This is a genomic window from Sphingomonas glaciei (assembly GCF_023380025.1).
Taxonomy (GTDB): domain Bacteria; phylum Pseudomonadota; class Alphaproteobacteria; order Sphingomonadales; family Sphingomonadaceae; genus Sphingomicrobium; species Sphingomicrobium glaciei.
Genome location: NZ_CP097253.1, coordinates 654,083 through 667,131, shown reverse-complemented (window position 1 = coordinate 667,131; position 13,049 = coordinate 654,083). Strand labels below are relative to the sequence as shown.

The window sequence follows — 13,049 nt, the reverse complement described above, 5'->3', positions numbered from 1 at the left end:
TCGCGCGTACACGTGCGCGATGCTAGGCCTGTGCGCTCAACGATAATTACAAGCTTAGGACTGTTTCTTGGCCACTGAAGCCCCGGCGGGCATCCCGCCTTCGAGCGACGCGATCCTGCCCATCTCCATCGTCGAGGAGATGAAGACCAGCTACCTCGATTATGCGATGAGCGTCATCGTCAGCCGCGCGCTGCCCGATGTGCGCGACGGTTTGAAGCCGGTTCACCGCCGCATCCTTTATTCGGCCAGCGAGAACGGGTTCGTCTATAACCGGCCCTACCGTAAGTCGGCCCGCATCGTCGGCGACGTGATCGGTAAGTACCACCCGCACGGCGACACCGCGATCTACGATGCGCTGGCGCGGATGACTCAGGACTGGTCGATGCGGGTGCCGCTGATCGACGGCCAGGGCAACTTCGGCTCGATGGATCCCGACCCGCCCGCCGCCATGCGTTACACCGAGGCGCGGCTGGCCAAGGTCGCGGGCTTCCTGCTCGACGACCTCGACAAGGACACGGTCAACTTCCAGCCCAATTACGATGCGTCCGAGCGCGAGCCGCAGGTTCTTCCAGCGCGCTTCCCCAACCTGCTGGTCAACGGCGCCGGCGGAATCGCGGTCGGCATGGCGACCAACATTCCGCCGCATAACCTCGGCGAAGTGATCAACGCCTGCCGCGCCTACATCGACGATCCGGCGGTGACGTCCGAACAGTTGATGGAGCATGTGAAAGGGCCGGACTTCCCGACCGGCGCCATCATTCTCGGCACCGCCGGGATCCGCTCGGCCTACACCGCCGGGCGCGGTTCGGTCGTGGTGCGCTCGCGCTACAAGATCGAGGAAGGCCGCGGCGACCGCAAGTCGATCGTCCTCACCGAAATCCCCTACCAGCAGGGCAAGAATGCGCTGGTTGAGAAGATCGCCGAGGCCGCCAAGGAAAAGCGGATCGAGGGCGTGTCCGACATCCGCGACGAATCGAACCGTGAAGGCGTCCGGGTCGTCATCGAGCTGAAGCGCGACGCCACCCCCGAGGTGGTGCTGAACCAACTGTGGCGGCACACCCCGGCGCAGGGCTCCTTCCCCTGCAACATGCTGGCGATCCGCGGCGGCCGGCCCGAAACGCTGGCGCTGCGCGACATCATCGAGAGCTTCATCAAGTTCCGCGAGGAGGTCATCACCCGTCGTTCCAAGTTCGAGCTGATGAAGGCCCGCGACCGGGCCCACATCCTGCTCGGCCTGGTTGTTGCGGTGACTAATCTCGACGAAGTGGTGCGAATCATCCGCGGCTCCGCTTCGCCTGCCGAGGCGCGCGAGGCCTTGCTGTCGCGAGAGTGGCCGGGCGACGAGATCCGCCCCTACATCCGGCTGGTCGAAGCGGTCGAGGCCCATGCCGTCGGCGCCGACTACCGGCTCAGCGAGACGCAGGTGAAGGCGATCCTCGACCTGCGGCTGCACCGCCTTACCGCGCTCGGGCGCGACGAGATCGGCAACGAGCTCGAGGGCCTTGCGACCATCATCACCGACCTGCTCGAGATCCTCGGCAACCGCGCTCGACTGTACGAAGTGATGCGCGAGGAGCTGGACGAGGTCGACCGCGAATTCTCGACCCCACGCAAGACCGAGCTTGCGGCGGCGTTCGACGGGATCGACGATGAAGACCTGATCGAGCGCGAGGACATGGTCGTGACGGTGACCATGACCGGCTACATCAAGCGCACCGCTTTGTCGGTGTTCCGCGAACAGAAGCGCGGCGGCAAGGGCCGCTCGGGCATCGCCACCAAGGACGAGGATGCGGTCACCAACCTCTTCGTCACCTCGACCCACAATCCGGTGCTGTTCTTCTCCAACCTCGGCCGGGTCTACCGGATGAAGGTGTGGCGCCTGCCCGAAGGCGGTCCGACCGCCAAGGGCCGGCCGATGATCAACCTCCTGCCTCTACAGGCGGGTGAAGTCATCACCACCGTGCTGCCGCTGCCCGAGGACGAGGAAAGCTGGGGCGCGCTGCACCTGATGTTCGCCACCGCCCACGGCGCGGTCCGGCGCAACAGCATGGACGCGTTCAAGAACATCCCCACCGCCGGCAAGATCGCGATGAAGTTCGGAATCGCCGATGAAGGCGAGGAAGAGGATGCCACCGACCGCCTGATCGGCGTGGCCTTGTGCAGCGAGGGCGACGACGTCCTGCTTGCCACCCGCAACGGCAAGGCGATCCGTTTCATGTCGACCGCAATCCGCGAGTTCCAGTCGCGCAGTTCGACCGGCGTGCGCGGCGTGCGGCTGCTCGGCGACGACGAGGTCATGTCGATGTCGATCCTGCGCCGCGTCGGCACGGAGGCGGAGGAGCGCGAGGCCTATCTGCGCAGTCCCAAGTGGCGCGACAACAGCTCCGCCGAGGGTCTCGACGAGGAGCGCTACAACTTCATCGCCGACAATGAGCAGTTCATTCTGACCGTTACCGAAAACGGGTTCGGCAAGCGCACCAGCGCCTACGAATATCGCCGCACGGGCCGCGGCGGCCAGGGTATCACCAACATCGATACGTCGGAACGCAATGGCCGGGTGGTCGCGAGCTTCCCGGTCAAGCCGGGCGAGCAGATCATGCTGGCGACCGACCAGGGCAAGATGATCCGCACCACGGTGGGTTCGATCCGGATTGCTGGGCGCAACACCCAGGGCGTCATGATCTTCCGCGTCGGATCGTCCGAGCATGTCGTTTCCGTCGCCAAGATCGACGAGGAGGACGAAGTCGAGGTCGAGGCGATCGTCGACGGCGAGGTCGCGCCGGACGACGGCGCCAACACCGCTGAGCAGGAACTCGACAAACCGGTGGATCCGGGCGTCAACGAGGAGTGAAGGTGGCGCTCCGGTACGAGCCGGAGCGCAACCCTCCCTCTCCCCATCCGTTCACTCCTCGACACAATAGAGGAGGTCCCATGCCCATTCCCAATCGTGCGCTCGTGTTGGTGGTCGACGGCCGCAAGATGCTGTTCTTCCGCAACCATGGCGATACGAACCAGATCGACCTGCGAACCGAAGCGCATGAAGAGCGCGACGACGCCAATCACGACGGCGATCTGAAGACCGATGCCCCCGGCACGTCGCACAGCAGCGTCGGGACGGCCCGGTCGAGCATGGAAGAAACCGACTTCAAGCAGCAGGAAGAAGACGCCTGGGTCAAGGACGTGGCCGAGAAGCTGAGGCTGCGCGCGCTTCGCGGCGACTTCGAGCATCTGTGCATCGTTGCTCCGCCCAAGGCGCTCGGCGTGCTCCGCAAGGCTCTCCACAAGGAAGTCGAGAAGCGCGTCGTGTGCACGATTAACAAGGAGATGAGCGGCCGTCCGATCCCCGAGATCGAGGCGCTGATCGTCAGCCACACCAAGGCGGAAGAACCCGCCGACGTATAATCCGAAGGGTGGCCGCGTTCTGCAAACAACTCGCAACAGGAACGGCCACCCTCCCCCACCCGTTTCGCAGCCAACTCATCACCCACAAGGGAGACACAGCATGGCAACGCGTAACGACAGCCGTGAGCGCAACCGCTCGACAACCAAGAAGAACACCAACAACCGCAACGGCGAGCGCAGCGCGTTCAGCTTCGGCGATAGCGACAGCGGAGCGCTTCCGCTGCTAGGCGCGCTGGCGGCCGGCGCCGCGATCGGCATCGGTGCCAATTGGGCCCGCAAGTTTCTCCAGCAGACGTCCGAATCGATGATGGCGGGCAACGAATGGGACTCGATCCTGGCGCTCGAGCACAAGGCGACGCTGGCAAAGTTCGACCTGCTGCTGGCGACCGAGGACAGTGACACCGGCAAGCGCGCCGCGTTGGTCAAGACCATCCACTATGCGCTGAACAAGCATGCCCACCAGGAAGAGCAAGTCGTTTACCCGGCGCTCCGCCAGGCCAACGAAACGGTCGACGCCGACCACCTCGAACATGAGCATGGCTATGTGAAGACCTACCTGTATCGCCTTGAAAACATGGAAAAGGACAGCCCCGAGTTTCTTCCCACCGTGCGCGAATTCCGTGACCTGATCGAGCAGCATGCGCGGATGGAAGAAGAGCAGGTCTATCCGCGCTTCAAGAACTCGCTGAGCGAGGAGCAGAACGCCAAGATCACCAGCCTGATGAACAAGGAAGGCATGAAGATGAACTGAGGCCCGCTGGCCTACCAGTTCGTCACGGAGAGCCCCCGGCAGCGATGCCGGCGCTCTTTCGTTTCCAGCGCCTAACCAACCAGCCGTAGTTGCTCTGCTGCCGCGAGGGTTACGCCGCCCTCACCGACGAAGCGCTCGAGCCGGGCCCCCAGTTCGGCATCGACGGCGAAGCGGCCGGGCAGCAGCAATTGCGCGGTCCGCTCTTCGCTGACCCCGACCACCAGCCGGACGATCCCGCTGCCGACCGGCAGGGATTTGAGCTCAGCCACCACGGCGGGCAGAGCGCCTTCGTCCGGGCAGCGAATGGTCAGCTCGACCCGGCTACGGCGGGCCAGTTCGTCGAGCGGCTGGAAGCGCTTGATGGTCACCCGCGGCTGTTCCTCGCCCGGACGGCGGTCGAGTTCGACCGAAAGCAGACCGCACTGCCCGGCCTTGGCCGCCGCCTCGACCATCGCGGCTGCTTCGTCGTCGAACACCGTGGCGTCGAACTGCCCGCCGCCGTCGCTGAAGCGGGCCATCATGAAGCGACGCCCCTTCTGCGAAGTGCGCCAGCGCGCTTCCTCGACCAGGCCCGCCATGCTCGCGGCGCCGCGTCCGTCGGCGGGAATATTGACCTGCCCGAGGTCGGTCGATTGCCGGACCTTGTGCGCGGCCAGCAGGTGTTTGTGCTGGTCGACCGGATGGGCGGAGAAATAGAAGCCGAAGGCGTCGCGCTCGCCCGCCATCCGCTCGGCCAGGGTCCAGCGCGCGTCGCGCGGCAGGCGGATCGGCACGACATCGGCAGAGCCATCGTCGCCCCCGCCGCCGAACAGGCCTCCCTGCCCGCTGGTCTTCTCCTGATGCGCGCTGGCGGCATGGGCGAGGATCGTCTCGGCCCCGGCATGCACCGAAGCGCGGTCGGGATTGAGGCTGTCGAGCGCCCCGGCGGAGGCCAGGCTTTCGAGCTGGCGGCGATTGAGGATCCGGGGATCGATCCGGGCGGCAAAATCCTCCAGGCTGGTGAAGGGCGCCTTTGTGCGCTCGGTGACCAGCTCCTCCATCGCCTTTTCGCCCACGCCCTTGAGCGCGCCCAAGGCATAGCGGACCCCGCCGTCCTGCACGTCAAATGCTGCCTCGCTGGCATTGACGTCGGGCTGGAGCAGGGTCTGACCCATGCGGCGAAGGTCGTCGACGAACAGGCAGAGCTTGTCCGTCTGGTGGAGGTCGTAGCTCATCGAAGCGGCGTAGAATTCGGCCGGGTGGTGCGCCTTCAGCCAGGCGGTGTGATAGGCGACGAGGGCGTAGGCGGCGGCGTGGCTCTTGTTGAAGCCGTAGCCGGCGAACTTGTCGATCAAGTCGAACAACTCGTTGGCCTTGCCCGGCTTGATCTCCTGCCGACCGCAACCCTCGACGAAGCGGGCGCGCTGGGCGTCCATCTCACTCTTGATCTTCTTGCCCATCGCGCGGCGCAGCAGGTCGGCTTCACCAAGGCTGTAACCGGCCAGCACCTGCGCGGCCTGCATCACCTGTTCCTGGTAGACGAAGATGCCGTAGGTTTCCTTTAGCACCTCTTCGAGCAGGGGGTGAGGATATTCAATCGGTTGGCGGCCATTCTTGCGATCGCCGAACAGCGGAATATTATCCATCGGGCCGGGCCGATAGAGCGAGACCAGCGCGATGATGTCGCCGAAGCTAGTCGGCCGCACCGCCGCCAGCGTCCGCCGCATCCCGTCGGATTCCAACTGGAACACCCCCACCGTATCGCCCCGCTGCAGCAACTCGTAGATGGCGGGATCGTCCCACGTGAGCTTGGCGTAATCGACTTCGATCCCGCGCTTGGCGAGCAAGCGCTGGCCTTCCTTCAGAACCGACAGCGTCTTGAGGCCGAGGAAGTCGAACTTCACCAGCCCCGCGCCCTCGACATATTTCATGTCGAACTGGGTGACCGGCATGTCCGAGCGCGGATCGCGGTGGAGCGGGACGAGCTCCTGCAGCGGGCGGTCGCCGATCACCACGCCGGCGGCGTGGGTGGAGCTGTGGCGCGGCAGACCCTCCAGCTTCATCGCCAGGTCGAATAGCCGCTTCACCTGCGGCTCGTTCTTCACTTCCGCCGCCAACTCACTGACGCCGTTCAGGGATCGCTCCAGCGTCCACGGATCGGTCGGGTGGTTGGGGACGAGCTTTGCCAGCCGGTCGACATGGCCGTAGCTCATCTGCAGGACGCGCCCGGTGTCCTTCAGCACCGCGCGGGCCTTCAATCGTCCGAAGGTGATGATCTGCGCCACCTTGTCCCGGCCGTACTTGGTCTGGACGTAGCGGATGACCTTGTCGCGATGGGTTTCGCAGAAGTCGATGTCGAAGTCGGGCATCGACACGCGTTCGGGGTTGAGGAAGCGTTCGAACAGCAGGCCGAGTTCAAGCGGGTCGAGGTCGGTGATCAGCAGCGCCCAGGCGACCGCCGATCCAGCGCCCGAACCGCGGCCCGGACCGACCGGAATGTCATTGGCCTTGGCCCAGCCGATGAAGTCGGCGACGATCAGGAAGTAGCCGGCGAACCCCATGCGGATGATGACATCGAGTTCGAAGTCGAGCCGCTCGCGATAGGTCGGCTTCTGCTCTTCCGTATAGTCGGCGATGCGCAACTCGAGCCCGGCGTGGGCGGCCTTGCGCAGCGCCTCGTCCTCGTTTTCCCCCATCCGCGGCAGGATCGGGCGCCGCTTGGGCGCGGCGACGGCGCAGCGGCGGGCGACGACCAAGGTGTTCGACAGCGCTTCGGGCAGGTCGTCGAACAGCGCCGCCATCTCCGCCTCGCCCTTGAGCCAGGCGTGTTCGCTCGAACGGGGGCGTTCGGCCTCATCGACGTACGCGCTGTTGGCGATGCACAGCATGGCGTCATGCGCGGCGTGGAAATGTGGCTCGGCGTAGAGCGCCGGATTGGTCGCGACCAGTGGCAGGCCCTGCGCATAGGCGAGGTCGAGCAGCGCGCCCTCCGCGGCCTCTTCGGCGGCGTCGCCGCGGCGGCAGACCTCGACATAAAGGCGATCGGGGAACAGGCGGGCGAGGGTCTGGAGGGCATCGCGGGCCTTGGCCGCCTGGCCGTCGGCGAGCAGGCGGACGACCGCCCCCTCCCCGCCCGCGGTCAGCGCTAACAGGCCGTCGGAATGGCCGGCGAGGTCATCGAGCGTGACATGCGGCGTCAGATGGTCGGGGCGCTCCATATGCGCCTTGCTCACCAGCCGGCACAGGTTGGCATAGCCCGCCTCGTCCTTGGCCAGCAGCACCAGCCAGTCGACGCTCTCCTTGGCCCCGCCCCATTCCGCCGGGCGTGCGATCCCGAGGGTGGCGCCGACGATCGGCTGCACTCCCGCGTCCATCGCCGCGTCGCTGAAGGCCATGGCCGCATACAGCCCATTGCGGTCGGTCAGCGCGACCGCAGGAAAGCCCCGCTTGGCCGCGGTCTTGGCCAGGTCTTTGGGCTCGATCGCCCCTTCGAGCATCGAGAAACAAGACAGGACGCGAAGGGGAACGAAAGCCATGGCCGAGGTCTAAAGATGGGGCCTGCCCATGGGAAGCGGAAGAGCGCGACTTATCCCCAACATCGTCGCGCCCGAGGCGCTACTGATCGCGCCAGCGACCGTCGGCGATGTCCCTGATCTCGCTGATCCGGCCGCGATAGGCGTCCGCCACGCAGGCGTCGTTGCGGCAGCGATCGCGATAGGTGAGGAAGCGGCTGCGGGTCCGCTCCAGCAGCGCCTTGGCGTCACGATCCGCGCCGCGATAGGCCGTCCCGTAGAAGGTCGCCATCTGCCGGTCGAGCGCGGCCAGTTCGGAGCTATTGCAGACCGCGATCTCGCCGCGGGTCCGCGCCCGGGCGCAATTGAAGCTTGGCCGCACGGAAGCAGTTGGCGGGACCACCGCGGGTGGCGGAGGCGAGCGTTCGGGCGCCGCCTCGACGGGGCGCGGTGCCTCGGCCGGCGGCGGCGCCGGGTTGATCGGCCCGACCGGAGGCACGTTGCCTCCGGGGGAAACAGGCTCGATGGCTGGCTGAGTGCTGTCGGTCGTCGCGGGGGCAGCGGCGCCAATCCGGGCGAGCGTCGCGAGCGGGACGGTGATGCCTTCCGCGCCGGTCAGGGTCACGACGTCGCCGCTGCTGTCGGCCGCGGGCTGTAGGTTGTAGCCCAGACTGGCGGTGAGCGTGCGGCGACCGCCGACCACCTGCACGCCGGGCGGCAGGTCGAGCGCGACGTCGGCGGTGCAACTGACCCGTTCCAGACCGGCATCCTGCTCGCGCAGGACAGGCTTGGTCACCCGAAGCGCGGAATAGCCGGACAGTTGGTCGAACGCGGCCTGGTTCGAACCGCGGGTCACGGCGGCCTGGCGGAACAACTCGCGCTTGATGAGATCGTAGGTGGCGGGCGCGGCGCAGCGCGCTTCGGGGTCGGCCGCGGCGGCGGTTTCCTCGTCCGTGCCCTCGCTGTTGTTGCCGAGCGCGTCGGAACCCGGGCCCGAGCGGGTCAGCGACAGCCCGAACAGGATCGCACCGAGCAGCAACAGTCCGCCGACGATCAGCAGCCAGCGGTTAGGACCGCTTGGCCCCGGACCTCGGCCATTACCCGGCCTTGGTGGCTGGAGCCCGCGATCGAATGGGTCGGGCTCGGCATAGCGCTGCTCCTGCCGCTGGTCCTGGCGCTGATCGTAGCGCGGGTCCGGGCCGCGGCGCTCACCGCCTCGGTCATCGGCAAAACGCGGGTCGAAGCCGCCGGGCGGCGGGTTGTTGCGATCAAAGGGAGGACGCTGGACCATGGGCGGACGAACGCTTCAGGCGGGCTTTGGTCCCAGCGGCTCGAGCCGCCCTTCGTGAAGGCGGATCACCCGGTCCATTTTGAGCGCCAGCCGCTCGTTGTGCGTGGCAACCAAGGCGGCGCTGCCTTCCTCGCGGACGAGGCTGAGGAATTCGGCCAGGACGACATTCGCGGTATGCTCGTCGAGGTTGCCGGTCGGCTCGTCGGCGAGGATCAGCGGCGGGCGGTTGGCTAGCGCACGGGCAACCGCAACGCGCTGCTGCTCGCCGCCGCTGAGCTTGGCCGGGCGGTGGCTGAGGCGATGCCCGAGACCGAGTGCGGTCAGCAGCGCGACCGCCCGCTCCTTGGCTGGCTCGGGATCGGTGCCGCGGATCAGCTGAGGGAGGGTGACGTTTTCGATCGCGGTGAAATCGGGCAGCAGGTGATGGAACTGGTACACGAACCCCAGTGCCTCACGGCGAAGGTCGGTGCGCCCGTCGGTATCGAGCGCTTCGGCCTGCGTGCCATTGATCCGGATCGACCCTTCGAACCCGCCCTCAAGCAGCCCGACCGCCTGAAGCAGGGTCGACTTGCCCGACCCCGAGGGCCCGAGCAGCGCGACGATCTCGCCCGGCTGCACCGCCAGGTCGACCCCGCGCAGGACCGAAATGGTGACGTCACCCTGGGTAAAGCTGCGCCGCAGCTCGCGGGTTTCGAGGACCGGCTCACTCATAACGAAGCACCTGTACCGGGTCCGTGCTCGCCGCCTTCCACGCCGGGTAGAGCGTGGCGAGGAAGCTCAGCACGAAGGCGGTGACGACGATCACGGTGACCTCCACCGGATCGGTCTTGCTCGGCAGTTCGCTGAGGAAGCGCACGCTCGGGTCCCACAGATTCTGGCCGGTCAGCCACTGAATGGCGTCGACGATCGGCTGACGGAAGAACAGGAAGATCGCCCCCAGCAGCAGGCCGAGCAGGATGCCGAGCGAGCCGATGGTGGTGCCGACGGTGACGAACACCTTCATCATGCCGCGGCGGCTGGCGCCCATGGTGCGCAGGATGGCGATGTCGCGGGTCTTGGCGCGGACCAGCATGATCAGGCTCGACAAGATGTTGAACACCGCGACGAGGATGATCAGCGACAAGACCACGAACATCGCGACCCGCTCGACCTCCAGCGCCTCGAAAATGGCGGCGTTCATGCTGCGCCAGTCGACCGCGGCGCCCCTGCCCTGCACGAGCTGGGTCAGCGGGCCCATCTGGTCGTCGATCTTGTCGGGCTCCTCAACCTTGACCTCGACCATGCCGACCGCGTCGCCCAGCATCAGCAGGGTCTGAGCGTCCTCCATCGGCATGATCACGAAGGCATTGTCATAATCGTAGACGCCGACCTCGAAGGTGGCGGCGACGGTATAGCTGACGATCCGCGGGACGGTCCCGACCGGGGTCGAGCGGCCCTCAGGGCTGATTAGGCTGATCTCGCCGCCGGGAAAGGTGCCGAGCTGGGCGGCGAGACGGCTACCGATCGCGACGCAGTTGCAGCCGGGGGTGAGGTTGGCGAGGCTGCCGCTCTTGATGCCGCCGCTCAGCACCGGGTTGGCGCGCATGTCGCTGACCCGCATGCCGCGCACCAGCACGCCTTCGACACGGCCGTTGGAACTGGCCATCAGCGGCTGCTCGATCAGCGGCAGGGCGGAGGTGACGCCGGGCACCTTGCGGGCATTGTCGGCGATGCCCTGCCAGCCCTCTAGCCGGCCTTCGTAGCCTTGCAGGATCGCATGGCCGTTCAGCCCCGCGGTCTTCTCGAACAGTTCGGCGCGGAAGCCGTTCATCACGCTCATCACGATGATCAGCGCGGCGACGCCAAGGGCGACCGCGGCCAGGCTGATCATCGAGACGAGGAAGATGAAGCGCTCGCCCTCGCCCTTGCCGGGGAGGAGGTAGCGCTTGGCAATGATCCGCTCGTAGCGGGAGAGGATCATGCGGTCAGCCTCGGCGTCGTTAAGCGCTCGACCGCGCTCTCGAGGGAGATGTCCTGCTTCTCGCCGGTGCGGCGGTCCTTGAGTTCGACCGTTCCGGCCGCCAGCCCGCGTGGGCCGATGATGACCTGCCTAGGCAGCCCCATCAGGTCCATGCCTGCAAGCTTGGCCCCGCCCCGCTCGTCGCGGTCGTCGTAGAGCGTCTCGACCCCGGCGGCGGTGAGCTTGTCGAAGAGGTCGCTCGCAGCTGCCTGCGAAGCCGCATCGTCACCGCGCATGGTGACGATACCGACCTGCCACGGCGCCACTGCATCGGGCCAGATGATGCCATTGTCGTCATGGCTGGCCTCGATGATCGCGCCAACCAGCCGGCTGACCCCGACGCCATAGCTGCCCATGTGCGGCGCGACGTTCGCGCCGTCGGGACCCGATACCTTGAGGCCCATCGCGTCGCTGTACTTAGTGCCGAAGTAGAAGATGTGGCCGACTTCGATCCCGCGTCCTGTGCGGCGGCTGGCCTCGGGAAGCTCGGCCCACTTGGCTTCGTCGTGGGTCTCGTCAGTCGCCGCGTAGGTAGTGTTGACGCGGTCGAACAGGCCTTTCAGCCCGGCCTCGTCGGCATAATTGAGGTCCGCCTGGCTCCAGTCGAAGCTATCATAGGCGGCGTCATAGAAGACCTCGCTCTCGCCGGTCGGGGCAAGCACGATGAACTCGTGGCTGAGGTCGCCGCCGATCGGGCCGTTGGCCGCGCGCATCGGCACCGCCTGGATGCCTAGGCGCTGGAAGGTGCGCAGATAGGCCAGCATCTGCTTGTAATAGCTCAGCCGTGCCCCCGCCTCGTCAAGGTCGAAGCTGTACGCGTCCTTCATCAGGAACTCGCGCCCGCGCATCACCCCGAAGCGGGGACGCACTTCGTCGCGGAACTTCCACTGGATGTGATAGAGCGTGCGCGGCAGCTGGCGGTAGGAGCTGGTGTCGGCCGCGAACAACGAGGTGATCATCTCCTCGTTGGTGGGACCGTAGAGGATCTCGCGGTCGTGGCGATCGCGGATCCGCAGCATTTCGGGACCGTAGGCGTCGTAGCGCCCGCTCCGCCGCCACAGGTCGGCCGACTGCAGCGTCGGCATCAGCAATTCGATCGCGCCGGCGCGGTCCTGTTCCTCGCGGACGATCTGCTCGATCTTCTTCAGCACCCGGTGCCCCAGCGGCAGCCAGGCATAGATGCCGGCGGCGGTCTGGCGGACCAGTCCGGCACGCAGCATCAGCTTGTGGCTGACGATCTGGGCGTCGGCCGGACTTTCTTTCAGGACGGGCAGAAAAGCTTGGGAAAGGCGCATGGATTGGCTCCCTAGAGGGGCCAAGATGAACAGGCAATCGCAGGGGCTTTGTGGCCGGTCCGCCACAGGGGCTGTGCAATATTAGCCACGGGCTTCGGTAAGCTGATGACAAGGCGCGGAAAAGGAGGCACCAACCGCCTCGTTCCAAGCCGCAGCGGCTCTGCTGCCGCGGTAGGTCCAAGGGGGCTGGCGAGCAATCGTCACGCGAAGGCGCCCGGGTTGCCGCAAGGTGGCCCGGGCGTTTTGCGTTGCGGGCGGGTGGGTCGACACCCGTCACCGGCTCTGCTTGTCTGGCCTCATGTCCAGGCGACCTCCTTCAGACCCTCGTTCCCCGATCCAGGAAGGCGGGTCGAGCGGGTTGCTGCCGATATTCCTGCTCGCCGCTGTGCTCGCCCTGATCTTCTGGGGCTGGAAGCAGGATTGGGCGGAAGACACGCCAGCGGAACAGGTCGAGCCCCGGATCGAGCCGCCGCAGCGAATGCCCGTAGAGGAGCCGCCGCCCTTCTCGGCAGCCGAGCCTCCGGCACAGCGGGCACAGGCCAATCTCGCCTCCTACTTCACCGACGACGACTATCCGGTCGACGCGATCCGCAACGAACAGCAGGGCGCAGTCGCCTTCGTCCTTGCCGTTTCGCCTGAGGGCCGGGTCACCAGCTGCCGCATCGCCCAGAGCAGCGGATCGCCTGCGCTGGATGGCACGACGTGCCGGTTGCTCCGCTCCCGCGCCCGCTTCCAGCCGGCGCGCAACGAGGCGGGGCGGGCCGTTCCTGACGAGGTGCGCGGCCGCATCAAGTGGATACTCCCGAGCGGTTGACACCGT

At 66.6% G+C, this 13,049-nt stretch carries 9 protein-coding genes; 4 read left to right on the top strand and 5 right to left on the bottom strand.

The features are described from left to right. The first annotated feature begins 139 nt into the window (after positions 1-139). From gyrA to M1K48_RS03105, 3 genes are all read left to right on the top strand, one after another. A complete protein-coding gene (gene gyrA / locus M1K48_RS03115) occupies positions 140-2,851 on the top strand; it encodes a DNA gyrase subunit A (protein ID WP_406697323.1) in 2,712 nt (903 codons plus the stop codon). Positions 2,852-2,931: 80 nt separating this feature from the next. Continuing rightward, complete coding sequence (locus M1K48_RS03110; protein WP_249504418.1) at positions 2,932-3,402, top strand: host attachment family protein; 471 nt, start codon at positions 2,932-2,934, stop codon at positions 3,400-3,402. A gap of 100 nt (positions 3,403-3,502) precedes the next feature. Beyond that, positions 3,503-4,153 carry a hemerythrin domain-containing protein gene (locus M1K48_RS03105; RefSeq protein WP_249504417.1) on the top strand — a complete coding sequence of 217 codons (651 nt, stop codon included), beginning with the start codon at positions 3,503-3,505 and terminating at the stop codon, positions 4,151-4,153. Positions 4,154-4,224: 71 nt separating this feature from the next. Here M1K48_RS03105 and dnaE read toward each other — a convergent pair whose 3' ends face one another. The 5 genes from dnaE to proS all read right to left on the bottom strand — a co-directional run bounded on the left by dnaE (position 4,225) and on the right by proS (position 12,229). After that, complete coding sequence (dnaE, locus tag M1K48_RS03100; RefSeq protein ID WP_249504416.1) at positions 4,225-7,668, bottom strand: DNA polymerase III subunit alpha; 3,444 nt, start codon at positions 7,666-7,668, stop codon at positions 4,225-4,227. 79 nt (positions 7,669-7,747) lie between these two features. After that, the gene (locus tag M1K48_RS03095; protein ID WP_249504415.1) at positions 7,748-8,935 is read right to left on the bottom strand and encodes a lysozyme inhibitor LprI family protein; all 1,188 of its coding nucleotides are present in this window, start codon (positions 8,933-8,935) and stop codon (positions 7,748-7,750) included. Positions 8,936-8,950: 15 nt separating this feature from the next. Next, a complete protein-coding gene (locus M1K48_RS03090) occupies positions 8,951-9,646 on the bottom strand; it encodes an ABC transporter ATP-binding protein (protein ID WP_249504414.1) in 696 nt (231 codons plus the stop codon). Then, positions 9,639-10,895 carry a lipoprotein-releasing ABC transporter permease subunit gene (locus tag M1K48_RS03085; protein ID WP_249504413.1) on the bottom strand — a complete coding sequence of 419 codons (1,257 nt, stop codon included), beginning with the start codon at positions 10,893-10,895 and terminating at the stop codon, positions 9,639-9,641. The genes M1K48_RS03090 and M1K48_RS03085 overlap by 8 nt, the downstream gene beginning before the upstream one ends. Continuing rightward, the gene (proS, locus tag M1K48_RS03080; protein WP_249504412.1) at positions 10,892-12,229 is read right to left on the bottom strand and encodes a proline--tRNA ligase; all 1,338 of its coding nucleotides are present in this window, start codon (positions 12,227-12,229) and stop codon (positions 10,892-10,894) included. Before proS ends, M1K48_RS03085 begins: the two co-directional genes overlap by 4 nt. 358 nt (positions 12,230-12,587) lie before the next feature. Here proS and M1K48_RS03075 point away from each other — a divergent pair, with 358 nt between their 5' ends. After that, on the top strand, positions 12,588-13,043 hold the full coding sequence (locus M1K48_RS03075; RefSeq protein WP_249504411.1) for an energy transducer TonB: 456 nt from the start codon (positions 12,588-12,590) through the stop codon (positions 13,041-13,043). The last annotated feature ends 6 nt before the right edge of the window (positions 13,044-13,049 follow it).